The following is a 25,971-nucleotide window of genomic DNA, read 5'->3' as shown; positions in this document are numbered from 1 at the left end:
GCATATGAAAATAATATATATTGCACGCGATTTTACAGACACACCGGGCGGCCGAGAAAAAGGTGCATTTACTGGTGTAATGTTTCGTGAAAACCTTTTAATTCCAGCGCTGCGCGACCACTCTAAAGTTATCGTGGACTTGAGTGATGTTATCGGATTTGGATCTTCTTTTTTAGAGGAATCTTTTGGAGGACTAATACGAGCTGGATTTTCATTGAAAGATTTAAAAAACAAACTAGTTATTCAAGGTGGCCTACCCGTTGAAAGCAATAGAATTTGGGAGTACATTCAAAACGAAGCTAATCGACTGGGAAAGATAAGTTAATGGAGCTGTCTAGCTGGCTACCCATAATTGGATGGACAATTCCTGCAATGGGGTGGTATGTCGCCAATAAGCAGGCCAATGAGCGAGAATTAAGAAAAGAAGTTAGATCTGAAGTTGAGGATGTAATTGAGTTAGTAGATAAAATTCTTGAGTCTCTAAAAGAGTACCTCGCCTTAGACGGATCTAACGATAAAGCCTTAGGGCTCGCACTAGAGATAAGATATCTTTTCAAACGCCTTGATACATTAATACATATATTAACTGAGCGCGAACGTTATTCATTCGATGAATTTACAACTACAAAACTTCTAAATATGAATGAAGTTGTAATCGAATCAAGTAAATTTTTCGAACTTTGCACAGGCGGAGATTTCGGCGATATTGATAAACAGTCGCTTGAGGCTAATGATTTAGTTTCAACATGGTTACGAGCCAGCCTTCCTGCGCACGAACTCATCAACAAACTGCATGGACAATTTATTACTGCATTTAAATAAAAAAAATAATCCTCTCAGCTTTTATTGGTTTATTTAACTTGTTATTTTAACATAAACTACGCATATCATGATTTAGCGCTCACGCCTGTTATCGTAATTAATTAGTCATATATATTTACTTCATAGCAGATCAAAAATTGACCTAGCAATCACCACTCTTGACGCCTGCTCCAAAGCAATACAAAATCACCCAATCATACAATAATTACTAATGGAATCATATGCTTAAGTCGTCTCCGGTAGTCGGCACCAGCATTCACAGGCCTTACAGCAATGTAAGGCCTGTTTCATTTTATAATTCAAGACCCGTTCCTCTCTACAACATCAACAGACCACCGCTCGTTTTTACCCACTACACCACAGACACAGGCTGTAAAGAATGAGTCCGACTCATTTCCTTTGTCTGCATATGCTCAAGCCAAGCTTGAAACATCAAAACATTCCACAACTGCAAGGGCCAATGGCGACGCCCGGAAAGATGCTCTTGCCACGCAGTACGCACCAACTCCACATTAAAATATCCCTCAACTCGCAAACGCCGCTCATCTAGCAAAGCTTCAGCCCAAGCACGCAAGGGCCCACGCAACCAAGCACCAATCGGCACACTAAAACCTTGCTTAGGCCTATCTATCAACGATACAGGAACATGGCGATACAATATCTGGCGTAGTATCCACTTACCTTTCCCCTCTCGAATTTTCATGGACAAAGGCAATCTCCAGGCAAACTCAGCCACACGATGATCCAGCATCGGCACACGCGTCTCAAGGCCAACCGCCATTGCCGCGCGGTCAACCTTGACCAACATGTCATCCTGCAGATAAGTCTGACTATCTATAGCCATCATCCAGTCAACAAACTCCCGACAGCTACTCACTTGCTTATCAAACAAAGTTGAAGGCTCTTCGGATTGCAATACAAGTTGTGATGGGTTTTTCCATATGGACATTACGCCACAGTACAAATCCTGGGGACTTGATGCTTCAAGAGAGTTGGCCATTTTATGAAGCTTGTCACCCAGATGCGCCATTTTGAGCGAACTTGGCAATACTGGCTTTAACCAATCATTCAAACCATCCCATCTGGCAACAGGAATGCCAACCATAGTGCGAGCCAGCCAATGCCGGGTTGAGATAGGTAGTTTTTGCAGCTTATGCTCGACTTTCTGCACCCATTGATAGCGGTTATAGCCACCAAACAGCTCATCTCCCCCATCTCCCGATAACGAAACCGTCACCTGCTGTCTCGCAAGCTGAGCAACCAGAAACGTCGGTATCTGCGATGGATCCGCAAATGGCTCATCGAATATTTCTGGCAACTTGGGAATGATTTGCAAAGCAGTTTTTGGCTTTACATAAAGTTCTGTATGATCCGTACCTAAATGCAATGCAACATTTCTCGCATGAATTGCCTCATCAAACTCCTCCTCCGCAAAACCAATAGCAAATGTCTTAACCGGCCGCATACTCTGCGCCTGCATCAAAGCGACCACAGTCGAAGAGTCGACTCCGCCAGAAAGAAAAGCACCAACAGGTACATCAGCAAGTTGTTGCTGACGGATGGCTCTAGTGAGCAATGACTCCAACTCATCAATAGCTTGGGCATCATTACCAACAAATGGATTACTTAATCCCGCAGCCATTGCTTCATTTACAGACCAATATGGCTGCGAATGCGAAAACCCTACCGACTCATTGCCTTGATTTTGTGGAATGGTCAATATATGCCCAGAAGACAGCTTTGCCATACCACGGTATATCGCGTAAGGAGCTGGAACATGACCAAAGCGCATCATCAAGGCTAATGCGTCCCTATCAATTTCATATTTAAACCCCGGGAATACAACACAAGACTTCAATTCAGAAGCAAAAATTAGACTACGACCCTGCCAACCATAGTAAAGAGGCTTTTCACCGTAGCGATCACGCGCCAATGTCAAATCATGCTTCTGCCTATCCCATACCGCGAGGGCAAACATCCCGACACACTGACACAGCATGTCTTTAATTCCCCATTTTTCAAACCCTGCCAACAGCGTTTCAGTATCAGAGTGCCCACGCCATGGCAAAGAAAACCCTACAAGACGCTCAAGTCTCTCTCTTAATTCAAGATGGTTGTAAATTTCACCATTGAATACCATCACATACCGACTACTTGGCGACTCCATAGGTTGATGCCCCGCAGGAGACAAATCAAGAATGGATAAACGCGTATGTCCAAAAGCGATACCCTCCCTTGCATCCACCCAATGTCCGCGGTCATCCGGCCCACGATGATCCAGCTGCGCAGTCATCACATCGATACATCCCTCACCGGCACTGGCGTTAAAGCCACCTAGCGTAAGAAAGCCTGTAATTCCGCACATAGTTTCAATCCAATCTTTGCGATTCGATACCTAGCCACGAATGACAACACCCTGCCTCCAACTAGCGCTTCCTGCTCGCCACAAAAAAGCACTACAAGCGCCACACCATCAAACCTGCTTCACGTAGCAAAGCCGAATCAAACATAGACTTCACATCAATCACAACACCACCTTTGACCACACGACTAGATAGTACATCCAAGGCCAATTCAGCATACTGAGCATGGGCAACAGCAGCAACCAACACATCAGCACATGGCAACTCGTCCCAACATGTCAACTGCAATCCGTATTCACGCTGCACTTCTAGAGGATTTGCATATGGATCATGGACGTTCACCTCCATTCCATAACTTTTCAACTCATTAATAATATCAATAACTTTTGTATTTCTAACATCTGCACAATTTTCCTTGAAGGTTAATCCAAGTATTACTGCGCGAGCACCTTTTACATAACGACCTGATGCAATGAGCTTTTTTACAGTCTGCTCTGCAATATACTTACCCATACCATCATTAATACGACGGCCGGCCAGAATGACCTGAGGGTGATAACCCATCATTTCTGCCTTATGTGTCAGATAATATGGATCCACACCTATGCAATGCCCGCCGACCAACCCAGGGCTAAATCGTAAAAAATTCCACTTAGAACCAGCCGCCCGCAATACCTCATGTGTATCAATACCTATTTTGTCAAAAATAATAGCCAATTCATTCATCAATGCAATATTCAAATCACGCTGGGTGTTCTCGATTACCTTACAAGCTTCTGCTGTTTTGATAGAACTACAGCGATGCACACCAGGCAAAACAATAGACTCGTATAACTGCGCCACTTTTTCCAATGTTTCAGCACTATCACCAGAAACGACTTTAACAACTGTTGTTAGCCTATGCTCACGATCCCCCGGATTTATACGTTCAGGCGAGTATGCTACATTAAAATCAATTAACCAATGCTTTCCAGACGCCTTCTCTAGTATTGGAATACAAACTTCCTCTGTTGCGCCAGGATAAACAGTAGACTCATAAATAATAATTGCACCATTTTTCATATATGTGCCAACCAGCAAACTAGCACCTGATAGAGGAGAGAAATCGGGAATATGTGCCGCATCTACTGGCGTAGGAACAGCAATAATGATGAAGTCAGCCTCAGATAGCACACAAGGATCACTCGCATATTCTGCGTACATGGCCGAATCCATATCAGAATCAGACAGTTCACGTGATGGATCGTGACCATTCCTACAACTTTCAACTTTTGACTTGGAGATATCGAATCCGATAGTGCGCATATGCTTACCAAATGCCACCACGAGAGGCAAGCCGACATAACCCAGCCCAATAACAGCGACAACGGCCATAAAACCTCCTTATAGATAATCATAGTAATTAAAAAACACACTATATATTAAGCAAAGACACTACCATTGCGGTAGATAAGCACTATCGAGGCAACAGTTGCCGTGACCATGAACACCAAATTAGTTGCATTAAACAGAGGACTCAGACACCCCTAAGTTCAGGGTAGAAAAACTTAGCATGACATTCAAGAAAATAACTTACAGGGCAATGAAATTAAGCTATTAAATTCTATTCCACGAATTTAACCATAAATTACTTTGAATATTTCAAGCAACAACAAGATGACAAAAGGATTTTCTTGGTCTTGAGTAAATCATAAATGGGAATAACAACATATAGTGTTATCCATATCGACTTTTTAAATTTGCATTCAAAATGCAAGACATACTTGCACTTCCAGCGAAAAAGCCTGTCAAGCCAAGCTCTGGGCCATTTATCCACCTTTACCGCCCCCCCCTCCCTCCTTGGGAGCACCATGCAATCCAGCACTAACACCATGAATTTAAAGGTATAATTATCACTTTCAAGAGTGGATGTAGCTGCTTTTGTTCTTGAAAAATCAAGCTAATACTCACTTACGAGAAGAGCAGTTTATGAAAATACCCAAATACACTATTGCAATTTTATTTAGCACAATCCTAGCTGCTTGTGGCGGCGGTGGCAGTTCAAGCACTCAAACAGAGCAGCCGCCAGTCAATCCAGACAAACCAGTCGTACCCGAGGTGCCGGTCGATCCTGATAAACCTGTCATACCAGAAATACCAGTTGACCCCAGTAAACCACAACCTCCGATCACGCCAGACCCTAGTGCCAATATCTTTGTCGCCCAGGCACCTTATGCACCGACAATAGGAAATACCAAGGTTGGTGTTGACATTGGAGCATCTCATATCACCTACGACTTCAGTGGTCATTTACCATTTTACAATACTGCTATTAATCGCTCAGACATCCATACAGTGAACACATGGAACCCTGCCACCAATAGTTCACAAGTTGTACAAGGACATTCACTAACAAATAGTGGAATTGCAGGTCGGCTATTCCGTCAAGACGGATATATGGGAATAGGCGTTATCGCAGGTGATGGTATTGTCAAAGAAAAATTACGCACTCAGGTCAATGCCTTCCCCATTCCAACGCGTAGGCACTTTCTATGGGAGCTAAAATTTAAAGTTGGAGGGCGCACGCTTGGTTCACCATGGCGTATGGCACCCGCAGGTGAGTCACCAGCCACAATTTGGCAGTTAAAAACGCCTAGCTATGGTCCAACACTACTGATGGGGCTAGATACCGACCCAAAAAATCCAAGCAAACTGTTCATCAGTTTTGATTCCCGAGTCAACCCTACGCAAGGTGGTGTCTCTATCGGAGGGCTAGGCAACATCGACCCGGCAGGAGAAAATGATGTCAAGATCGAAGCATTTTTAGATGAACGAGAAGCCTCGCAAGGCGGAAAAGGTTTTCTTAAAATAACAGTCAATGGTATTGAGGTGGTAAACAAAAATGGACCCGTTGTTCAAGCGGGTGCAAACTACCCATACAACTGGTCTATGGGCATGTACCTATGGAAAAACACCCAACCTCTTTCCTATGATCGTTTTATCTACTACAAGACAGCAAGGTTGATTAATCTCGACTAATGCCGGCGAGTTGCCATATATAGCAATATGGAATCTGCTTAACAAGCAATCACGATTGCAGCAACTTTATTACGCATAATAAGCTAGCTGGTCTTATCTCTCGCCACGCTCTTGCCTTCCAAGCAAGACTGTGGCGAGATCACTTGCCGTATCGGCCGCAATGAAATGGCTATCATTAAAAACCTTTCTCCTGCAAATTGCATTCATGATACGTCTTGCGCGCTCACCTACAATGACCAGTACGGGTCCTTTCCATGGGCTTAACAAGGCAGCAAACAAAAGCGACGCAAAATTTAGTTTACTGCTTACCTTTCCAAGAAAAATTCGAGGGTGCACATAATCCTTTACTTCATCCCAGGCATTAGAAGCAACGCGTACTTCAACATTCGCATCAGGAAAAGCCTGTAATATTAACAACAAATCCTCACTCGTTCGCCCAAATGGCATTCCAACAAATAGCCTGACTCGTTTTGATTTATGATACTTAGTCAGTATTTTCTCTGCATTACCCTCCAATAATTTTACATTCTGAGCTCGCGAGTAAAAATTTAAAAAATTAATCTTCGATGGCATACGCACAATTCGATGCAATGTTTCCTGATAAAATGAAGAAGATTTACTACGCGCAGCATACTCTACCCGAGGTAAAATATCCAAAGGACTGAACTGAGACCGGTAAATACCAACAATCCGCTTTTTTTCCTCCATCGCTGAACTTATTTCATACTCGACCGAATGCAAACAACCGTCGTGTTTATTAAAAGCATCAATAATCTGCTCACAATGCAAAGGATATTCATTAATATAGGGCACATCATTATAGAGATAAACATTACTACTATTCAGAATAGCGCACTGCCCCAGCATGTTTAGCCAAGCATCGCGGGTTAGCTCATGATCAGAATGCCAGCCAAGCCCCATAGGCAACCAAACCTCTTCATACTTATTCTTTTCAATAAAATCTGCAATAAGTTTTTCAATAATGCAACGCTCATCCAAGCTAGCACGATGTTTGATAAAAGCTTCGATAGCTAAGGAATGCTGAATAAACCACTCAATACTCCAAGATGAATTTTTATTGAGATCGGCATAACGAAGCGGAGCATCAGGCATTGAAAATGAAAGGTGTTCTCCTCCGATCATCCTAGCCATCAAGGCCGACTCGGCGTTCCTAAGGCGACTAACAGTCGTTGTTGGAAATAGCATAGGAGTTGAAAAACCCATACCTTCCGTGTAATTACTAACGCCAGTCATTGACAAAATTGTAAACCGGCATTCATTACGTCTAGCCAGCATTAAGCCGCCTACACTAAAGGCTGCATCATCCATATGTGGCTCAACGACCAGAACTGACTTCCTAGCAATAGGGAAATGAGGCTCGATAAATTCACACCAACCCTTATCATGAAATTTCACCAAATGTTTTAATGCACTAGGGTGCCGAATCTCTATGTCTCTATTGCTAATAAAACCGTCTATGCTATGCCATACCTTAGTTTCATCTGCATTCAATTTAGCTTCCGGGCGCGAGAAAAAATCTTTCAGATAGCCATCATCACCCAAACTGAAATTAGGGTTTTTTTCTGTTACGAATGTGAAAAACTTGCTGTTTTCCATTTTTTTAAATTTCCAAAAAATAGCAACTTATCCAACGACTACTTACCTAACAACAACCTTACACACCTCAATAGGTCACTTACAGCCAGCCCAATCAACTTAGACAACCTTCCAGCCAAATAACTGGTACGGTAGGTATAAATAAGAAACTTCCTCCCAATAGGCGCAAATGAAATCTCCTTTATTACTTTTTCGTTATGGAAATACCCACTAATATTATGGCGCAACTGGTAAAATTCGGCATAATGCCACGGCTCACTTCCCTTAGCCGTAATTAAACTCAAAAAAGCTTTTGAAAATTCAAAATATTGAAGCTCGGCTTTATACTCATCAACCAAACCGGCTTCAATTAGGAAATTTTTTGAAAAAACATAACTACCCAATAGGTCATAAGCGTGTTTTACAGGTGCACTGCAAATGCTACCAGGCCTATTATAATAATGATAAAAAGCAGCATCCAATTTAATAACATTTTCAGCATAAAAAAACACTTGCAAATCAACGCACAAATCCTCCCCACTTCGAATATGCTCAGGATATTTTATTTTGTAAATATAAAATAACTCAAGCCGATAAAGACGAGTAGGAGGCAACGTATCATACGTTAATCCCAGTACACCACGGAAACGCTGCTCACGTGTTTTTGCTATTTCTTGCTTAACGTACAAACAGGTACCGTCTAGAAAATCTCTATAATAATCAGTAACAACGACATCAGGAGAAAAATCTGATACTAATGGATACAGTCGCTCCAGTGCATCGACATCCACCCAGTCATCACCATCCACCTGCAATATATAGAACCCATGCGCAGCCATAATAGCTGTATTTCTAGCATGTGAAACACCATGATTCGTCTGCGTTATTACATTTACCCTAACATCCTTATAGGCAGACAGGCATTGTGATGTCTCATCTGTCGAACCATCATCGACAACAATCAATTCAAAATTTTCATATGTTTGACCAAGAATGGACTTAATACACTTATCAATATAAGGCGCCACATTAAAAGCGGTGACTAATACTGAAAAAAATGGTCTATTTTTTTCGCTATCCATCATTTTGGCTCACGCATCCATCAGCGACACCGAACACAATAAAGGCCATCACTTGATGACCAGCCAACCACGATTAATACTTACCAAACAAAAATCTTGAACTTAAACAAATCATTAATAGCATTATTCTCATCACGGCTAAATGGTTTGCAAAACCAGGCCGCAAAAAGAAAAGTGCACAAAATCAATATAGACATGAGCATTAACTGTAAAAAATCTTTACTGACTGGCAACAACCACCCTAATAGCAGTGCGGACATAAAGGCAAAAAGCAAACGTGCTCCACCCTGCAAATCCAATGGGTAAGCACACTTAATTCTCAACTGTAATATCACATAGACTACAAAAATAACCTGCCCTACCACCATAGGTATAATGGCAGCCCAAATACCAAGCCCCAAAAAAAATAAAATTATACTAAGCGGAATAACCCATAATCCAGATAAAGCAGCACGCACACAAAATTTTTCTTCCGCAATAATCTGCGTCATCACCTCCAATAATGCACGTTGAGAAAGAGGGATTAACATAAGCATGCAGTAAGACAACAAATACCCTTCCCCAGTAAACTTTCCACCTGAAATTATAAACAGCAGTTCACTGCTATGGGTAGCAACGATAGCAAGGATAGGCAACAGAAAGAAAAGATTTAACTTTGAAGCCAAATTGACATTGCGAAATAAATTACTGCAATTTGTTGTACTAGCATACGATGCGACCAGCTTAGGCTGGATCAGACTGAAAAACATGGTAACAGGCAGATAACGCCGTATTTGACTGATGAGACTCAAGATAAAGCCAAAAACAGCAACCATTTCCAGGCCTAAAAACCGCTTGACCAGCAGAATAAAAACTGTCTCTCCGTAGAGCATCGAAACCAGCATCGATGTATATAAGCGAAAACTTGAACGCCACATATCCCACCACTTAGGCTCATGCCACTCAGCAGTTTGCTCTTTACTACGTAATGTAAGCAGAAAACGAACTAAGCCTACAGATGACACCAGTAGTCCAACTAGCGAAGCAAACAACTCAAGCAGGATGACTTGCATCAAGTTAAGATTGCCTACCCTATCCAGCAACAAAATGCCTACAACCAATACAGATAGTCTGACCACCAAACTTATCCGCACCAAAGACTGCATCATCATGGATGACAGCGTCTGATCACGCAGTAGTCTCGCAGTCCCTTCAATCACGACCACCAATAGATACACTTTGGCAGCCGCCAAATGAGATCCCAAGCCGAAATCAGCACCTGAAAGCTGGAGTACGGCCAGTATTGCCAGTGCAAATAGTGTAGCCATGCCTGCATAGCAACCAACCTGGCGGGCAACCAGCAAACTCAGCCTTTTCCCTGACGCTTTAAGCATGAACTCCGGCAGGAAACGAATACCTAATGCATGTAACCCCACATCGGAAAAACTTAACAATAACTCCATCGCTGCCACAAAGGTGACATAGATGCCATACTCTATCAGTTCCAGTTTGCGCACCAATAACAACAACAGGAAAAAAGTCAGGCCAGCTGAAATGACCTTACCCGCCAAAAAATGAGTGGCGTTACGCTTAATATTGGAAACCGAATAAACATTCACCATCTTTATGCTGCAACTAAAGGCAGTTGCAATCCACGCAATAAATGCTCTGCAGTCACGGCTGGCGCATGGCGTTTACTGACAGTCTGCCGCCCTGAATAAGCCAGCTGCTGCCACAGGGTTGCATCGGTACGCAAACACCGTACTTGCTGTAAAAAACTGGCAACATCACCAGCAATCAGGCAGTTGCGTCCCGCTTTCAGGTCGTAATGACTCGCAACGGCAACCACAGGCGTACCGCAGCCCCAGGCATCTCCAATTAAACCCCAATTACTCAATTTTCCCGGCGAAAAAACAAAGCCAGCTGAGCCAATCAAATCGAGAGCTTGATCACGCGAACAACTTTTCTGCCAACTAACCCGATCGCCACCAACTGCCATAATTCTGTCCAGTGCTTGTTGCCCTGCGGCATCCGTCGCCGGACCGACTAGAGCTATGCGCATATCAGATTCGCTCTCCAACAGACTACTCAGGTACTCAGCTAATGCACTTGCACCTTTGACTTTGCTGACAGAGCCAATGTACACAGCCAGTTGCGAGTCATGCGCTTTTAAAGCAAGGGGAGATTCGGCTGCTGGATGTGGCCATGGAAGATAGAGTAGCTTACCTTTCCTTAGGTCATTGCCTGCTGCATCAAATTCTGCAGGATTGGAGCAAAATGCACGGTCTGTACATGAAAGTAATTGTCGGGCACGATATTTGATCATCCATGGTCGTAAATGCTCAAGGCCAAGATAGAGGCGACGCTTGAGTTCCATGCGGCTATCGGAAATAAATTCTTCATGCAGTAATATGGGGGCACCCGTCTTCTTTTTGACCGCCAATGCAGCAGGAAGATTGTGTGCAATGGCACAAAAAACCCAATCTGGCGGATTTTTTTTGGCAAAATGCACGATACGTTCAATAGCGTCATCAGAGTCCAGCGCAACATTCAAGCGGATAATATCCAAATTATGGTGTTGCTCATCCAACGCAATACCGATGCCCCCCTTAAGTACATCGCGCGCACCGGCAAAAACCGTACATCTAACTTTGCCTTGCTCGCACAAACGCTTCCATACCATGGCCATCTCATTTAACGCGATATCGAATGCGGGGTAAATAGCCAGAACATTAATCATGTAGATCCAACTCCTTCTGTCTATAGCGGGCATTAGGTTATGACATTACCCAGATAGATGCTGACTTTTAACTGTACTTTCTAACAAATAGATATCGCGAATAAACATCCGCAGCAACAATAAAAATTGTCTTATCGCCACTTTAGTTTCCATATCAGCTTGGTCGTACAAGCATGGGCCGGCTACTCATGTCAGCAGCCACCGATGTGGCTGGAGAAGGCCATAAACGCTCCACCAAGTTTCGGGTCGAACTGATATTGCTACGACTAGAGGCTCCAAACACCATAGACTGAATATTTGGCTGCTGGCTAACCCACTCTATGGCCTCGTCCGGGGCTATAGCACCCGAGGCAAATACAGACATGGCCACGGCCCGGAATGGCTGGTCACGCAACGTCTGTTGATAAGCCTCCAGTCCTCCGCTCATGCGGAATCCAAGTTTATTGATATTGGCGCAGACGATGGGGTTATCTATCCCCATTTCCTGCAGCACAGGCAATAGACGCGGCAAATTCATCGTGATAAAGCCAGGTTCGGCCAGATAACGATGGCGGACATGGTCCGCAAAAATACGGAATGCATCCTTAAAGCCCAATCCCAGCAATAAATCAACGACCACATTTTGCAGAAAGATTACCGGGGTATTCAAACCAGAGAACATTTTCATCTCTGCATCCACCAACAAGGTGGTGATTCCTTCAATATCTTTTTTGGCCAGTGACATCCCACCGCGCAATGCCGCATTGAATAATCCCTCATTCGGCAAAAAGCGCTTGAGTGCACCGATCATGCCGTCTTCGGTCACGGCATTGGCGTATTTGTGCGCATAAGGCATGCATGGGTAAAACTTGAATCCGCTATAACGCGTTGGATTAACCCGCATATGATCAGCGACCAAAGCAATACGATCATGTGTCGTACACATGAAAGTCCGCATACCCTCATCGTAAGCATCATCCAACACATCCATCACCGCTTGAATATGCTGAAAACGCATGGCTTGCGCGCGTGCTTTTTCTTCCGACATATGGTTAACACCAAAAAACTGATTATCTCCAAACAGCAACTTGTCCATTTATCCGACCCCTTTGATTGTGATGGGCATTAGCCGCCGAAAAAAGCCCAACGCTTTTTTAGCTTAGCCTCGCGCATAGCAACCGGCATTGGACCTTGTTCGGCATCGGCAATCAGCATCGATATGACGCGGTCTGTTGCTTGCGCTTCAGAGAAACTATTAATATTGTCGTTTACTGCACCCGAGCGAATACACTGAATGAAATAATCAAGCTGAGCCGAATACTCCTCGCCACGCACGTAAAACCATACGGGTGCAGTCAGTTCAGTGGTATATCTCACATTCCAGCCATGCTGATAACCCGCAGGTAGCATAGCCGTATCACGCAAATAAACCTGACACTCCTGCCGGTCTGCGCGAATGCGGCCCTGGGTACCGAGTACAGTGACCGATGTACTCATTTTGCGGAAGGACTCGTCGCTCCAGCTCACCGAGAGCTGTGCACTTTTCCCCTCCGGATAAAACAAGGTTGCGAATACCTCGTCATCGGTCTGGGTCGAAAACACAGAATTAAGCACCGTTCCCCCCACGGCAAGTGGCATGCCGAAATACCAAGTCACCAGATTCAGCGGATGGGCGGCGTAATCATACAAACAGCCTCCACCCTCGGTGCGTTGTGTACGCCACGAGCTCCCTTTGGGCTTCAGTACAACCGGGCCGTAGGCTTCAGCCTGGATATGGGTGACCTCGCCAATGGCCCCCGCCTCCAGTAGTCGTTTGACCTCCTGAAATGCACCAACAAAGCGGCAGTGATAACCAACCTGGTTAACCCGGTTGCCCGCCAGCGCCATTTGCGTCAGCGCCTCGCCATCGGCCGTATCCAGACAAAATGGCTTTTCGCAAAAAACATGTAGCCCGCGCTCCAGCGCAGCCTTGACCATGGGGGCATGCATGCCCGAAGGAGTCGCAATAATGACTGCATCCAGCTTGGCCTCGCGCAGCATGGTGTCAAAATCGGTGTAGGCAGCTAAGCCCGTGTACTTTTCCAGCACATCCAGTACATAGCCACTGGCATCGCAAATAGCCGTCACGCAAACATCGGGATGCGCATTGATCATGGCTAAATGCGACAAGCCCATCTTTCCCAGTCCGACAACGGCAAGATTAACCGAACGATCCATCACAAGCTCCCCGGTGCAAGTAAGACAGCTTTGCTGTAGTCGTGCGATACGACTGCAGTGGCAAAACGAGTTTCAATACATTTGATTTTTATAGTAAATAAAACTATTAAATTGCAATTCATATATGTTTTACACACAACAAAAATCCACTCCCCATCGTGCCAGGCGCCACGACTGAATGCCTCCGTTATGCTTTCGTATCAGAGGCGGGCAAAGCAGGACTTGCCAGTAGTTGGTCATAACAATCGGCCAGCATGGCAGCCAGCACTGGATAGCTGCGTAAAAATGCAATCCGGCTACGCCCCTGCTCTCCCATCTGCCGCGCTCGCACAGGATCACGCAGCAGCACCAAAATAGCGTTTGCAAAATCATCCGCTGTCAGAGGGACACATAGCCCGCCGGCACAAGCATTGAGGAGAATTTTTTGATCAGGCAAGTCGTTGGCAATGACCGGCACACCATAGGCGAGATACTCTGCGACTTTGGTCGGCGAACTGACATCGAATACACGCGAGCGCGGTATGGGCGACAAGCCAAGCCGGGCTTCTTTCAGATAGCAGCGCGCCTCATGTGCGGGCAGCCATCCGGTAATATGGACATGTTCAGTCAGCCGCAAACGCACAATTTCCCGATCCAGCCACTGACGATCCCCTGGCAACTCGGCATCGCCAACCAAGACCAGATAAGCATCCGGCTCGGCCTGTACGACCTGTACCATGGCCTCCAGCATCAACTCGGGATGGCGGCGGCGCTCCAGCGCACCTAGATAAATCAACAGTCTTCGACCATATAGGCGCTTATCTGCCGGCGGTGTCAGTTGATCCAGTGCAGCAGGGAGGCTGACGCCCATAGGCACCGGGGTCATCCGCCCGGACAGCACGCCTTTGTCTGCCAGCATGCTTTTCATGGCATCGCTTTGCACAAAAACATGATCCGCCCTAGGTAAAACCCAGCGATATAGTATCCACGCGGAGACTCGGCCTCGAATCCGCCAGAACAGGCGACGCCATATTGAAACCTCGGCATGAATGCGCCCCTTGCCCACATCCTGCATTTCCTCTGCCAAGGGAAACGACATCCAGTAAAAAAAAGGCAGGCCATGCCAGCGTGCAGCCAGCAGGCCAATCAAGGCACCTATCGCGCGATCGCGCACCTGAATAGCGCAATATTGCTTGCGCGATGGCAAGGTGAATAAGCTCAAGGCCGCGCGAAAAGAGGCTATCAGTCGCCCGCCAGGGCCAGTTGCATGCTGCAAGAAAGTCTCGCCGGCTGGCCAATCTCCCTCGGCCCCCACATCCTCTACAGCGGCAATGTCACACAGCCATCCCAGCTTGGGTAACTCAACACCAAACAACTGCGCCAAATCAGGCCTAAAACTGGGACACTTCTCGCGAGTCAGGTACAGCAGACGGTGCGACATGAGACCTCCTTGCCAGCCAGGCAAGATAACCAAAGGTGAAGGCCAGTAAGGCCTCATGACTCATACTGGACAGCATTGAGTTGGAGTAAAAAACCATGAACAAATTAAACATCAATGATACGCGCAGCACATTGAGAATGACTTTGTCGCGCCTGGCGCCAGCTTGTCTGAGCAAGCGGGAGGATGTACGCCAAGCAAAGAAAAAAGCAGCGATAAGTAAACATACCGCCAGCACCCCACCATCCCATAGCAAGGTAGATAGCGTCGTCAGATTGATATCAAGCCCGGCGTACAATCTGTTGAGATGTCCCGGCACCAGTGCTCCATCACCGCTATACGAACTCCCCAAGCCATGCCCAAACAGCGTAGTTAACGGGTTACGCCAGCCATGCTCATTCATCCAAAATGTCACCACCGATGTTCGGTTCAAGCTATAACGCCCGCTGTAGCCCACCGCGCCGAAGTTGTAATCCAGCGTTTGCTGCAGCCGCTCGGCTGGCGTCATAAAGTCGGTGGCCAACATCTTGAAGTACAGCCAAGCCAGCGTCGCGGTTAGCAAAATACCAAGCAACACAGCCAATAGGGCTGCAACGGGGTGTTTGCGTATGTCGGTCACAAACACAATAAGCAGCATTAACGGCAGCAACACCAAAACCAGTTTTGTTTCACCAATAAAAAGTGGTGCGCCCAGCCAGCACGAGAGCAGCAAAGCATGCCGGCTTTTGAGCAAACCTTCTTTCCACGAAGCCATTACAAAAGCCAGCACCAGAATCAAAAACATGGCCATCGTGCCGCTAGAGCCACCACCCGTCATACTGGCTTCAAATGTACCTGCGACAACATCAATAGGCACAACACCATGCCCCATTCCCATGCGCTGGGGTACTAGTATCCAGTACTGGTAAAGCGCAAACGGCAGTTGCAGCAAAGCGATAAAAAAAAGCAGCTTGAGCCAGCCCCGATACAAAAGCTCTCCACGGCCATTCAAAGGCAACATGGCCAGCGCCAGCATCAGGCCCCACAACTGCCATGCGCGCTTAACGCCTGCGCTTACTTCGGCAACACCACCACCACCGATAAATGAAACAGCTGAACTCACACACATCAGAGACAGAAGAAGAAGCATAAATACGGGGAGCGGCACTTGGCGTTCCCGTGCGCTTAGCCCGATCAGCGTCATACTGGCCAATAAAAAAAAGCCCAGCAGCGAAAACAGCCAGGCGAGCTTAGTTAATGCGGGCAAAAAAAGGCCTATTGGCCCCATTAACAATAAAGACCCAGCCAACAGCAGGCTGATGGCAAAATCCGGACGCTTAAAAAAAAGCCCGCCAAACAACACACCCACCGCCATCGCACTGGGCAGCACCGCCCCCTTGGCCGCGACCCAACCAAACAGCATAGCCAGCAAGATGGCGCCGACAACAACAGCAAGATCGACCAAACGTCGCCCTTGCGGCAGACGATAGGTGTCGCTACTCACCTTTATGCTCCCGCTTTTGTCCGCGACTTTCATGAATGAATTGCCGTACATGCGTAATCAACTCGTTGCTGGCACTACGCGAGCCCACTTCGGGCGACACCGAGAGTTGCCCCGCACAAAAGGCATCCAGCAAACCCTGCAATGCCGTTTCATCATCGGCCACCCAGACGCCAGGCTTGTCTCGCAACCAATCAGCAGCCTGCCTTTGATGGTCGGAAGTAATCTCGCCCAAGGCAAGTGAGCGGGGGAACAAAATAACCGGTTTACCAGCCTGCATGGCAGTAATAAAAGAACCCATTCCCAAATGGGCGACCATCAACTCACAAGACTCGACCGACTGGTTAAACTCTAACGGCCGCATCATACGAACCCATTTGGCATGCCTCGGTACATACTGTCCTTGTCCTAGCTGAATCAATACCTCCTGTGCGGGATGCTCACCACTCCAGCCATCAACTACTTGCACCAAGCGGTCAAAAGGCAGCATGGATCCAATCGTGGCAAAAATCACAATGCGCCTCCCCAGTATTCGATGCCATTGTTACGTGCAACCTCTGGCCACTGACTGACACAACGATGAGCGATGCGCAGTGCTTTTTTACCGGAATGCGACAACTGCTGACAGTTAGCGATACTGTCTATCCACAAGGTCTGAGCGCCACATAGACGCCCGAAAAACACACAAAATAAAGCGGGTGCCGAGCCGGTGGTTACCACGACGTCGGGGCGTTCACGCAATATGATCCACAGCATGCGAAATACCACACGCGCAAAAGCCAGTTTATTTTTTCGCGATGCGTCACGAAACGCATAATAGCGATGGCCGGGCACCTCATCCTGCGAAGCAGGATGCACACTGGCATAGGCGACGTCACATCCCTCAAAAGCTGCGCGTAAACGCAACAGCTGCACCCAATGCCCCCCGCCAGAAGCAATAGCCAAAACCTTGATTCGATTGCGATTCATGGTCTTCCTTTCAAACTTTAGGCAGACTGGCGCTGCGTCTCAAAGTGCGGCTTACCGGTCAGCTTGGCATATAAAGCCTCAAGAACAGGCAATACGGCAGCACGAGAAAAGGTCGAGGCCACCCGCAAACGCCCGGCCTGCCCCATACTTTTTCGCAAAGAGGCATCCAAGGCCAAACGCAGCAAGGCATCACGCAAGCCGTCTATATCTCCCGCATCAAGCAGTAAACCACTGACACCGTCACTCACCAGCTCAGGAATACCACCAACCCGGGTCGAGATAATAGGCAAGGACCAAGCCATCGCCTCCAGCAGACTGATCGGCAAGCCCTCGTTATATGACGGCAAAACCATCAAATCGGCTTCGGCCAGCAACTTGTCACGCTCAGCCCCCCCTACCCAGCCCAGAAAATCGACGTCGGCCGCAAGGCCCAAGGCTTCGGCTTGGCGGCGCGCCTGTTCAAGCTCGCCATTGCCACCGATTTGCAAACGCATAAAAGGATAGATTGCACGCGCTTGAGCAAAAGCCGGCAACAGATCAAACACACCTTTGCGTTCACCGATGATGCCAAGAAATAAAATGTTCACGACCGGCTGCACCTGCCGACTTAATGTCACGGAAGGAAGCTCGACATAATTAGGCAATACTTGAACCCGGGCAGTCGGCGCGAGCGAATGAATATAATCGGCCCAGCTATCCGACAGGACCAAAACTGCGGAACAGTGCTCTAAAGTGCTGCGAATGCATTTTTGTAAGAAGGGGGACTGCGCCGCATACCAAGGCTTCAGATCGGAGCCATGCAAATGAAAAATAACCGGCACACGACAAGCAAACGCCAGCCAGGCAAAAACAGACTTACGCCAGAAGCTACCCGCCATGGCAACATGGCAATGCAACAAGCTGACCCGGCGTAATAGCAGTTCACGACAAAAAATCAGCAAAGCACGCAATGCCACCCACAATCTACGGCTGAGCGAGCCTTCTTCATGCGGCGAAAGCAGGCGGACATTCCAGCGGGAAAAAAGACCATCCGCCTGATAGCGCTCCACCACTGACAACATACCACCACGCCCTGCAGTGCATAACATGACAGGCTGTTTAGCCATAGCGCCCCCTAATCCACAAAACGGCTCAGCGATTAATCACGCAGCCAACCCTAGGTATTTGTGCCTGCTCCAGATCCTTGGCTAGCGCCGATAAGGCAGAAGCCGAGCTTTGATTGCGTTGGGCTACAATCAGGGCGCCGGCTGCCCAGCGCGCGACAATACCGGCATCCGCCATACCGGATGCCGGCGGCGTATCCAGCAAAATTACATCAAAATGTTGACGCAACAGAATTAACAATTCGCCCATGCGTGGGCGACTTAGCAGCTCCTGTGGATTGGGCGGCACCATACCAGCAGGCATTACACTCAGATGCGGTAATGTCGCAACATGATCAATCGCATCATCCAGTTCACAGCGCCCCGCCAATAAATTGGCCAGGCCAGCTCGATTGCCCAGACGAAATAGGCGGTGCTGGCAGGGCTCACGCAAGTTGGCATCAATCAATAAGGTACGCTCCCCCAACTGGGCAAAGAGAACCGCCAGATTTGCACTGAGAAAGCTACGTCCTTCACCGGAGCCTGGACTGACCAGCGCCAAAGTCTTGTGCTTTTTCTCTCCGAACCAGCGAACCAGTAACTGACTGCGTAAGCCACGCAATTGCTCGACAACAGGAGAAAAAGGATCGAATGCGGCAACCACTTCCGCACTGATACTGTCATCTCCCCTGTCTAAATAGGGATAGTCATACTGACGCGATAGCGCCTGCATCAATTCGGCTTCGCTCACCAGCTCTAAACGTACGGCGGCTTCTCCAAAGCGTATGCCCTGTTCTTCCTGAAACTTGGCAATCAAGGCAATGTCACTGGCACTGATTAACCCATCACGCACCAGAATGTCACCCAGACTGCGCAAGTTAGAACCTTTTTCACTCGCTAACACAATTTCACTCAGACGCGGAGGAGACAAGTCGGACATAGTTAATACCTCGCGCTAAGGCTTAGAGGGAAGAGAACGACTCTGGTGCAGACGAGGTGAAGCAGCGGAATAGCTAACATCCTGCACCACACCCAGTAAAGGTGCTCCACTCAGTAACACCAGGTCTTCCACGCTACGCACTCGCCTATCCATCATTTCACGTAGCAGCATGACAGCGATCGCCAGCACGGTGCCAAGAAAAATGGCAACCAGCACGTTCAGAATTATTTTAGGCCGCGTCGGCAATAGGGGTTCGATGGCAGGGTTTAATATGCTGACGTTGGTTTGCACCATCTGCGACTCCAGCTTGCTCTGGGAAGCGCGCTGATTGACACCATCAAAGGCACGCTGGGCGTTCTGCACCTCCATCTGCAACACACTGATCGCATCACGCTGCTTCTTTAATTCAAGAATTTTCTGTTTCTGAGACTCAATCGCCTCTTTCAAGTCTGCCTCTTTATATAGGCTAACTTGCCCACTGGTACCCAAAGCAATACGCACCTTGCGTGTTTCTTCAGCCAGACTCTGCCTAAGATTAGCCAACTGGGCAGCCATGCTTCGTACTTGTGGATGATTAATGCCGGTTTTTGCCGACAGTTCTCGCAACTGCGATTCACTACGGGCAATATCTGTTTTTAGCTGGATAATAAGCGGACTTTGCATCACCTCAGGCAAGGTATCATTACCACCACGCTGCTTGTTTTTTGCATCCTGCGTCTGGGACTGGACTTGAGTTAATTGACTGGATAGTTCATTTAGTCTGGTCGTTTCATAATCGAGACGTTCATCCCCGGCGACAATGCCACTTTTTTGCTGAAAATCAGACAAAGCCTTTTGTGCCGCTTGTAACTGCCGCCGTTGTATGACGGTCTGGCCATCAAACCATTGCGCATATTGCTGTGCCGGCTCGGCCCGCAAACCAATATTGGTATCGATATAAGCCCGGGCAAAGGCATTCGCGGCTGTCGCCGCAAACTGCGGGTCGGTTGCTGAAAACTCAATACTGATAACATTGCTTTCTCTGGATGGAACAACGGTCAAACCTTGCTTTAACGACGTGGATAGCCACTCCATCAATTGCCCACGCCCCTTTGTCTCCGCAAGCCATTGCTCGCGTATTGTCAAGTTCTTTTCCAACCCCAATAGATGAACAACCTGACGTGCGACTCTCTCACTATTGATAATATCAACCTGGGTTGCCATATAACCTGGCGCCATCATGCCGGGCAACACCATGCCCGCAACAGGATCTGGCGACTTCACATCCAAAACGACGGAGGTTTCCGCGGTGTATTCCTTAGGCAGGAGTAAACTCACGACCAGCGCCGTCAAGACCGTAAGACCAAGAACCAGAAAGCCCAAGCGGCGCCTGGCCTTCAAGACTTGTAGTAGTTGATATAAATTCATAATGTGCCCTTGTCCTTGCAACTTGTCTTACTCAACTCCAACCAAAGCCAGATGAAACACACTACAACCCCACCACTAAAACTCAACAAAGCGCGATTCAACCATATTAAATATGGCACAATTATTTAATTTAGATACCAAAAAATTGATCTCTATGAACAGGTGCCATGCTTTTAGCCAGTTGACGGATAAAATCATCTTGCAAATGATAAGCGGCCACGCTATCGCGCCCGATAGACGACACACGAACCAACAAACCATCGGGTATCAGTCGGCGACGCAAACTGTAATCCAATTCTGCCGGCTTTTTTTTCCAACTATCCGCCAAAGGATAATTACCGACAGTAAACCAGTAAGTCAGCGGCTCATAACGCAGCTCTCGCAAGGTTGTTTCTAAGCGCCTGACTGGGATTTTTTTACCTAACAGCGTGACATCTTGCCGCACATTGCTGTGGATCACGAAACCTTGGGCAGGGTAACAGACCTCAGGGTAATGCAACTGCATGCCATCACGCTGGTCTGCACCGTAAGCGATAGAAAGCATCACACGCTCACCCTTACGATTTACATACGTTCTAGCTAATGTCTGGGTATATATTTTTTCGATGATGGCCTGTTGCTGTGGATTAAGAACGACCACCGGACCATTTACATCCTCCTGCCATTCTCCCAAACGGGGAGGAATAACAGTAGCCAGATCAAATCCTCCTCTCGCCTGAGACAAATACTGCGTAGGCGCCAAAGCTACTGCTAAAAAAGCAGCAATCGACATCAGGACAAAAGCCAATATGGCCACGCGAATATCACGCGACATGCGCAGCCCCCCTATTTCCAGTAAATCGTAACAGGCTATCCATGCCAATAATCAATAACAATGCAACAACAAAAAGCACCAAACCAGAAAACCCATGCAAAAAACCCTGGCCGGCGGCATCTCCAAAATGATAAGTAACCAAAATTAAAATGCAAACACGAACCACATTTGCAACAAAACTAATAGGTATAATTAAAATCGCCAAACCAACATTACGCAGCAAGGAACTATGCCGAACAATATTGAGATAAAGCAAGCCCATCGCCTCAAGCGTAAAAAGTGTCTGCAATCCTGCACAGGCATCGGCAACCAGTAGTTGATAAGCACCGACCTGCAACATGACACCAGTGCGTGCAATCGGGTAGCCCGCATGAAACAATATAAATTCGGCAACCCATGAAACCGCCATTTTCATGGGTTGCGTCAAAGCATCAACCACACTGATAGGCAAAGGCAAAAGAAACAACATGAAAAAAACAGGAAACCAAAGCAAGCGTAATGCAGCAGGTCCACGCAGTAAGAGCACGGAACCCGCGACCAGAAAAAGACTAGAACCAACTTCAAGAATCAAGATTCCCTGGGAGCGTCCAAGCGCATAGATCAAGCAACCCGCCAATAATAAAACCCAAGAATAAATTTTGCTACTGGAGAATACCGCACCAGCCACCTCTATTCTTTTTCTCCAAAACAACCATATACATACCATCAACACAATAGGACCATGCCCTTGCTGCTCACTCCCCCACAAGCCATGCATTAGCGTCCATACTGTCGGTATGTATAACAGACAAAAACCCGATCCTAACAATATCCACGGCAATAAAATTGCACTTTTTTCACTGTAATATTTGGCAAATATTTCCATAATTACACCACTGAATCAGCCGCATACAATTGAATGGTAGAAGTACAAAATACACAAATACGTTCACACCATGCATCTAATAAGATGAATACCCTTTATTGTTTGCCGCCATCACCCAATGGAATAATTTGCGTAGGCTTGCCATCGTTAATTAATTTATTTTCAATTTTTGCCTCGCTTTTTAACTGAGAAATCAACTTACCCATTAATTCATTGCGCTGCTCAGCAATTAGAACACCCTGAATCTGCGGCAAGGCAACCTCTTCGGAAACAGGCGCATGCTGCGAGGCCACAAGCTGAACAATAGTGACGAAATTTTTCCCGTCCAGCAGAAACAATTCACCTTCATTTAAAACTGATATTTTCTTTAACGCGCCCATCGGGAGTGCTTCCGCCCCGACAGTAGCGCTTTCTATATTGGCAGATATTTTTTTACCATTCGACCAAGCAACTATGTCGGCTATAGACTTGCCCGAATCAATTTCGGACTGCAAATGAGAGGCCAAGCCAGGCTGCTTAGCAAATGACACATTATGCAAACGAAAAATCTTGCGCTCAGCAAAAAGTTCAGGTCGGCTATTGTAATAATTAACAGCAGCCCGGTTATCTGGTTTTATTTGCTGACTCAGAGTTTTATTTATCCATGCTTTCGCCAAAACATCTAAACGTGCGTTCTCCATTTCCATCATGACCTGAGGGTCACGATCCAGTTTTTCAGCTACCGCCTTATCACTTAGCAAGCGCTGCTCAATCAGATGCTCCAGCGCCTGCTTTTGCACAGCGTTTTTATCGCTGGCAGGCAGCGGATTCACAGACTGCAAAGCTGCATTTAGCTGATGAACTGTAATTTCATTACCATTAACAATGGCGGCAACCTGAGTGGCCGATTTGGCTTCTTGCTGGCCACAGCCTGCAAGTACCAGAATGAACGGCATACCCAACAGGCCCCAGCGACTGGAAAGTAATTTAATTTGCATTAAGGTAAGCTCCCACATTCATCAGCCAACAACAGACATCAATTTAGAGCAAAGCAGTTAAAACAGACTCTCACGCACATAAATTACATCATCGGCCTGGACCAGATCTGAAAGAGCCGGGTTCAGCTGAATCATTTTCCCATCCGCACCTTTTCGGTTAATGCTCAAACGCCATTCCGTACCACGCGGCGTAGGCCCGCCACCTTGTGCCAGAGCCTGCTGAACCGTCATGCCACGCTCTATACGAAAGGCCCCAGGACGCTGCGCCTCGCCATAGATGTAGTAAACCGGCGCCCGGTCTACGTAGAGCACATCACCCGGCATCATGACTGGGGCATCGGGCACCGCGCCCTGCCCTGACACCCGGTACAGTGCCGGCAGGTCGATTTCACTACGAAACGGCTTGCCGTCGCGCATACCGGTCAGCACCATCGTGTCCGCGCCGCCCGGGGCGACCCCGCCGGCTTGGGCAAGCAAATCAGTGGCCGACGTCGTGGTCGTCTCCAGCGGGAAACGGCCGGGACGATTGACTTGACCGAGTACCGATGCCTGATTGCCGCGCACTTGCAGCAAGGAAATATTGACTTGCGGCTGCTGCACATAGCCGCCCTTTTTCAGCGCAGCCGCGACCAGCGTCTCGGCACTCTCCAGCGGCAACCCGCCGACTTTGACCTTGCCAATCAGGGGGTAGCTGATAAAACCGCTTTCGCCTACCCGCGTATCCAGTGCCAGATCGGGATTTTGAAATACCTGCACACGGATCTGGTCACCCGCAGCCAGACGGTATTCATTGACCGAAGCGGCCTGTGCCGTCGAGGTCAACGCTGCAAAGATCAACAAAGTACTGAACACGCGCTTGCAAGGGGAAGTGACTGACTGCGACATATATGCCTCCTCGTGATGGCCAGCTGCACATGACTGCGCAACACTGGATAACTATGCTTATTGATAGAACAATGACGAGAGTTTTCAATATATGAATTAAATATAAGCGCCAGATTAGAAAGCCAGCGCCATACCCAGCCAGTAACGTTGCCGTATGTAATCAAGGCCGGGGTAGCTAGAGCTGCGTTTTTCATGCTGCCACTCGGCGCTCAGTTTGAGCGGGTCAGTCAGCTGCCAGTCCATACCTAGCGTGCCCACCCGGGTACGGTCGTCGCGCTTGCCAAGCCCGGGCAATGCCCGCTCATAAGCGGCACTCGAGTACAGATAGCCTGCCCGTGCACTGACCCGGTGACTAATCTGCCAGCGCGGATCAAAAGACCAGTTGCGTACCGTTCGCGAGCGAAAAGCGAGCTGCGACTCAATCGTCTGATCGGCGCTCAGGCTCAGATCCAGCTTTCCGCTTACTTGCCAGCGCAGTCCTGCTTGCCAGGTAGCGCCTGAATAATCGAATTCAGAGCGATCTTGATAGCTGCGCGACAAATGCCCCCAGCCCAGTGATGATTTAAGCTTGTCGCTGACGACCCACTCAGCCGACAAGCGGGTCTGCCGCTCCTTGAAGTCGCCGGACAACTGCTCCTCGCCCTCGCCCTCACGCTGGGAAAGTTCAATAAAACTGCCTTTTCCGCTCAGGTAGCGCAGAGCAAGTTCGGCTGCGCGTACCGTCTCGTCCGGCGATGCGGTCAACGCGCTATAGCTCACCTTGTTTCGATCCAGCGAGCCGAGCAAGGCCCACGATGAAAGCATCTGCCATTGCACGCTGGCACGCTGGGTGTCGCGCTTTTTGACATTGACTGTGCTGGCACTAAATGCGGGATCGGTCAGATCCGGGCTTTCGTCGCGCTCTAAGCTGAACTCGCCACTCAGATCGTTGCCAATCCCCCACTGCCAAGCGGCCTGATAAGGGATGGCGGTAAAGTCGTTGTTATCAAAATCACGATAACGATAGTCGACAAGCCCTGCATCCAGTAACACGCGCTGCCGGCTCCACTGTTTATCCAGCCGTACGCCGGCCTCGACACGGGCCAACCAATCGCTGACCGGGTTCTGGTTTTCGGCCCGGGCAAACAGGTTATCGTCATGAACCAAGCGCATTGCTGCACGTAACTGCACCGTGTCCAAAGCATCGGCGGCAACATAACCGTGCGCGCAGAGCAAAGCGGCAACGATGGATAGGACGGGCGGCATTTGCCGCAGAGAAACTGACCGCTGGCAAGGCATGTGGATTCCCCTATGTACAGACGAGCCATCATACGGCCCGCCAAACACGACAATGTTTTTA

At 47.8% G+C, this 25,971-nt stretch carries 23 protein-coding genes; 3 read left to right on the top strand and 20 right to left on the bottom strand.

All coding sequences use genetic code 11. From position 1 onward, the window contains the following. Window positions 1–4 precede the first annotated feature (4 nt). On the top strand, window positions 5–325 hold the full coding sequence (locus M3P88_RS05145; RefSeq protein ID WP_249614978.1) for an STAS-like domain-containing protein: 321 nt from the start codon (window positions 5–7) through the stop codon (window positions 323–325). After that, on the top strand, window positions 325–822 hold the full coding sequence (locus M3P88_RS05140; protein ID WP_249614977.1) for a hypothetical protein: 498 nt from the start codon (window positions 325–327) through the stop codon (window positions 820–822). Before M3P88_RS05145 ends, M3P88_RS05140 begins: the two co-directional genes overlap by 1 nt. 352 nt (window positions 823–1,174) lie before the next feature. Here M3P88_RS05140 and asnB read toward each other — a convergent pair whose 3' ends face one another. Further along, the gene (asnB, locus tag M3P88_RS05135; protein WP_249614976.1) at window positions 1,175–3,187 is read right to left on the bottom strand and encodes an asparagine synthase (glutamine-hydrolyzing); all 2,013 of its coding nucleotides are present in this window, start codon (window positions 3,185–3,187) and stop codon (window positions 1,175–1,177) included. A gap of 91 nt (window positions 3,188–3,278) precedes the next feature. Continuing rightward, on the bottom strand, window positions 3,279–4,559 hold the full coding sequence (locus M3P88_RS05130) for a nucleotide sugar dehydrogenase (protein WP_249614975.1): 1,281 nt from the start codon (window positions 4,557–4,559) through the stop codon (window positions 3,279–3,281). A gap of 594 nt (window positions 4,560–5,153) precedes the next feature. On the opposite strand from M3P88_RS05130, the gene M3P88_RS05125 reads away from it, so the two are divergent. Then, window positions 5,154–6,203: a hypothetical protein gene (locus M3P88_RS05125; protein ID WP_249614974.1), complete on the top strand. Its 1,050-nt coding sequence runs from the start codon at window positions 5,154–5,156 to the stop codon at window positions 6,201–6,203. A 93-nt stretch (window positions 6,204–6,296) separates the two neighbouring features. On the opposite strand, the gene M3P88_RS05120 is transcribed toward M3P88_RS05125, so the two are convergent. The 18 genes from M3P88_RS05120 to M3P88_RS05035 all read right to left on the bottom strand — a co-directional run bounded on the left by M3P88_RS05120 (window position 6,297) and on the right by M3P88_RS05035 (window position 25,877). Beyond that, on the bottom strand, window positions 6,297–7,820 hold the full coding sequence (locus M3P88_RS05120; protein ID WP_249614973.1) for a PIG-L deacetylase family protein: 1,524 nt from the start codon (window positions 7,818–7,820) through the stop codon (window positions 6,297–6,299). A gap of 38 nt (window positions 7,821–7,858) precedes the next feature. Continuing rightward, complete coding sequence (locus M3P88_RS05115; RefSeq protein WP_249614972.1) at window positions 7,859–8,884, bottom strand: glycosyltransferase family 2 protein; 1,026 nt, start codon at window positions 8,882–8,884, stop codon at window positions 7,859–7,861. A gap of 77 nt (window positions 8,885–8,961) precedes the next feature. Continuing rightward, the gene (locus tag M3P88_RS05110) at window positions 8,962–10,482 is read right to left on the bottom strand and encodes a polysaccharide biosynthesis protein (RefSeq protein WP_249614971.1); all 1,521 of its coding nucleotides are present in this window, start codon (window positions 10,480–10,482) and stop codon (window positions 8,962–8,964) included. A gap of 2 nt (window positions 10,483–10,484) precedes the next feature. After that, on the bottom strand, window positions 10,485–11,600 hold the full coding sequence (locus M3P88_RS05105) for a glycosyltransferase family protein (protein ID WP_249614970.1): 1,116 nt from the start codon (window positions 11,598–11,600) through the stop codon (window positions 10,485–10,487). A 154-nt stretch (window positions 11,601–11,754) separates the two neighbouring features. Next, a complete protein-coding gene (locus tag M3P88_RS05100; protein ID WP_249614969.1) occupies window positions 11,755–12,675 on the bottom strand; it encodes a hypothetical protein in 921 nt (306 codons plus the stop codon). A gap of 29 nt (window positions 12,676–12,704) precedes the next feature. Then, window positions 12,705–13,796 carry a Gfo/Idh/MocA family protein gene (locus M3P88_RS05095; RefSeq protein ID WP_249614968.1) on the bottom strand — a complete coding sequence of 364 codons (1,092 nt, stop codon included), beginning with the start codon at window positions 13,794–13,796 and terminating at the stop codon, window positions 12,705–12,707. Between the two features lie 187 nt (window positions 13,797–13,983). Beyond that, on the bottom strand, window positions 13,984–15,216 hold the full coding sequence (locus tag M3P88_RS05090) for a glycosyltransferase (RefSeq protein ID WP_502798946.1): 1,233 nt from the start codon (window positions 15,214–15,216) through the stop codon (window positions 13,984–13,986). Continuing rightward, window positions 15,167–16,747 (bottom strand): hypothetical protein, encoded by a 1,581-nt coding sequence (locus M3P88_RS05085; RefSeq protein WP_249614966.1) that lies wholly within the window; start codon window positions 16,745–16,747, stop codon window positions 15,167–15,169. Before M3P88_RS05085 ends, M3P88_RS05090 begins: the two co-directional genes overlap by 50 nt. Then, window positions 16,689–17,207 (bottom strand): glycosyltransferase, encoded by a 519-nt coding sequence (locus tag M3P88_RS05080; RefSeq protein ID WP_349629039.1) that lies wholly within the window; start codon window positions 17,205–17,207, stop codon window positions 16,689–16,691. The genes M3P88_RS05085 and M3P88_RS05080 overlap by 59 nt, the downstream gene beginning before the upstream one ends. Further along, window positions 17,204–17,662 (bottom strand): glycosyltransferase family protein, encoded by a 459-nt coding sequence (locus tag M3P88_RS05075; protein ID WP_249614964.1) that lies wholly within the window; start codon window positions 17,660–17,662, stop codon window positions 17,204–17,206. Before M3P88_RS05075 ends, M3P88_RS05080 begins: the two co-directional genes overlap by 4 nt. A 17-nt stretch (window positions 17,663–17,679) precedes the next feature. Continuing rightward, window positions 17,680–18,768: a glycosyltransferase family 4 protein gene (locus M3P88_RS05070; RefSeq protein ID WP_249614963.1), complete on the bottom strand. Its 1,089-nt coding sequence runs from the start codon at window positions 18,766–18,768 to the stop codon at window positions 17,680–17,682. Window positions 18,769–18,793: 25 nt separating this feature from the next. Beyond that, window positions 18,794–19,684: a chain length determinant protein tyrosine kinase EpsG gene (epsG, locus tag M3P88_RS05065; protein ID WP_249614962.1), complete on the bottom strand. Its 891-nt coding sequence runs from the start codon at window positions 19,682–19,684 to the stop codon at window positions 18,794–18,796. 15 nt (window positions 19,685–19,699) lie between these two features. Further along, entirely contained in the window at window positions 19,700–21,091 is a 1,392-nt protein-coding gene (gene epsF, locus M3P88_RS05060) for a chain length determinant protein EpsF (protein WP_249614961.1), read from the bottom strand. Window positions 21,092–21,221: 130 nt separating this feature from the next. Then, complete coding sequence (gene epsI / locus M3P88_RS05055; protein WP_249614960.1) at window positions 21,222–21,905, bottom strand: exosortase-associated protein EpsI, B-type; 684 nt, start codon at window positions 21,903–21,905, stop codon at window positions 21,222–21,224. Beyond that, entirely contained in the window at window positions 21,895–22,770 is an 876-nt protein-coding gene (xrtB, locus tag M3P88_RS05050; RefSeq protein WP_249614959.1) for an exosortase B, read from the bottom strand. The genes epsI and xrtB overlap by 11 nt, the downstream gene beginning before the upstream one ends. Window positions 22,771–22,865: 95 nt before the next feature. Next, entirely contained in the window at window positions 22,866–23,747 is an 882-nt protein-coding gene (locus M3P88_RS05045) for an EpsD family peptidyl-prolyl cis-trans isomerase (RefSeq protein WP_249614958.1), read from the bottom strand. Window positions 23,748–23,804: 57 nt separating this feature from the next. Further along, a complete protein-coding gene (epsE, locus tag M3P88_RS05040) occupies window positions 23,805–24,632 on the bottom strand; it encodes a polysaccharide export protein EpsE (RefSeq protein WP_249614957.1) in 828 nt (275 codons plus the stop codon). 114 nt (window positions 24,633–24,746) lie between these two features. Further along, window positions 24,747–25,877, bottom strand: coding sequence for an outer membrane beta-barrel protein (locus tag M3P88_RS05035; protein ID WP_249614956.1), 1,131 nt, complete (start codon window positions 25,875–25,877; stop codon window positions 24,747–24,749). Window positions 25,878–25,971: the final 94 nt, after the last annotated feature.

Source organism: Craterilacuibacter sp. RT1T, assembly GCF_023502145.1.
GTDB lineage: Bacteria > Pseudomonadota > Gammaproteobacteria > Burkholderiales > Chromobacteriaceae > Craterilacuibacter.
Note: the sequence above shows the minus strand (reverse complement) of the source record. Positions and strands in the feature narration are given on the sequence as shown.

Excerpts from the sequence above, each read along its gene's own strand:
- xrtB (WP_249614959.1), bottom strand. The coding sequence starts at position 22,770 with ATGGAAATATTTGCCAAATATTACAGTGAAAAAAGTGCAATTTTATTG.
- M3P88_RS05120 (WP_249614973.1), bottom strand. The coding sequence starts at position 7,820 with ATGGAAAACAGCAAGTTTTTCACATTCGTAACAGAAAAAAACCCTAAT.
- epsG (WP_249614962.1), bottom strand. The coding sequence starts at position 19,684 with ATGTCCGACTTGTCTCCTCCGCGTCTGAGTGAAATTGTGTTAGCGAGT.
- M3P88_RS05085 (WP_249614966.1), bottom strand. The coding sequence starts at position 16,747 with ATGTACGGCAATTCATTCATGAAAGTCGCGGACAAAAGCGGGAGCATA.
- M3P88_RS05105 (WP_249614970.1), bottom strand. The coding sequence starts at position 11,600 with ATGATTAATGTTCTGGCTATTTACCCCGCATTCGATATCGCGTTAAAT.
- M3P88_RS05090 (WP_502798946.1), bottom strand. The coding sequence starts at position 15,216 with ATGTCGCACCGTCTGCTGTACCTGACTCGCGAGAAGTGTCCCAGTTTT.
- M3P88_RS05075 (WP_249614964.1), bottom strand. The coding sequence starts at position 17,662 with ATGAATCGCAATCGAATCAAGGTTTTGGCTATTGCTTCTGGCGGGGGG.
- asnB (WP_249614976.1), bottom strand. The coding sequence starts at position 3,187 with ATGTGCGGAATTACAGGCTTTCTTACGCTAGGTGGCTTTAACGCCAGT.
- epsF (WP_249614961.1), bottom strand. The coding sequence starts at position 21,091 with ATGAATTTATATCAACTACTACAAGTCTTGAAGGCCAGGCGCCGCTTG.
- M3P88_RS05110 (WP_249614971.1), bottom strand. The coding sequence starts at position 10,482 with ATGGTGAATGTTTATTCGGTTTCCAATATTAAGCGTAACGCCACTCAT.
- M3P88_RS05115 (WP_249614972.1), bottom strand. The coding sequence starts at position 8,884 with ATGATGGATAGCGAAAAAAATAGACCATTTTTTTCAGTATTAGTCACC.
- M3P88_RS05035 (WP_249614956.1), bottom strand. The coding sequence starts at position 25,877 with ATGCCGCCCGTCCTATCCATCGTTGCCGCTTTGCTCTGCGCGCACGGT.
- M3P88_RS05100 (WP_249614969.1), bottom strand. The coding sequence starts at position 12,675 with ATGGACAAGTTGCTGTTTGGAGATAATCAGTTTTTTGGTGTTAACCAT.
- M3P88_RS05125 (WP_249614974.1), top strand. The coding sequence starts at position 5,154 with ATGAAAATACCCAAATACACTATTGCAATTTTATTTAGCACAATCCTA.
- M3P88_RS05140 (WP_249614977.1), top strand. The coding sequence starts at position 325 with ATGGAGCTGTCTAGCTGGCTACCCATAATTGGATGGACAATTCCTGCA.
- epsE (WP_249614957.1), bottom strand. The coding sequence starts at position 24,632 with ATGTCGCAGTCAGTCACTTCCCCTTGCAAGCGCGTGTTCAGTACTTTG.
- epsI (WP_249614960.1), bottom strand. The coding sequence starts at position 21,905 with ATGTCGCGTGATATTCGCGTGGCCATATTGGCTTTTGTCCTGATGTCG.
- M3P88_RS05130 (WP_249614975.1), bottom strand. The coding sequence starts at position 4,559 with ATGGCCGTTGTCGCTGTTATTGGGCTGGGTTATGTCGGCTTGCCTCTC.
- M3P88_RS05095 (WP_249614968.1), bottom strand. The coding sequence starts at position 13,796 with ATGGATCGTTCGGTTAATCTTGCCGTTGTCGGACTGGGAAAGATGGGC.
- M3P88_RS05070 (WP_249614963.1), bottom strand. The coding sequence starts at position 18,768 with ATGGCTAAACAGCCTGTCATGTTATGCACTGCAGGGCGTGGTGGTATG.
- M3P88_RS05045 (WP_249614958.1), bottom strand. The coding sequence starts at position 23,747 with ATGCAAATTAAATTACTTTCCAGTCGCTGGGGCCTGTTGGGTATGCCG.
- M3P88_RS05145 (WP_249614978.1), top strand. The coding sequence starts at position 5 with ATGAAAATAATATATATTGCACGCGATTTTACAGACACACCGGGCGGC.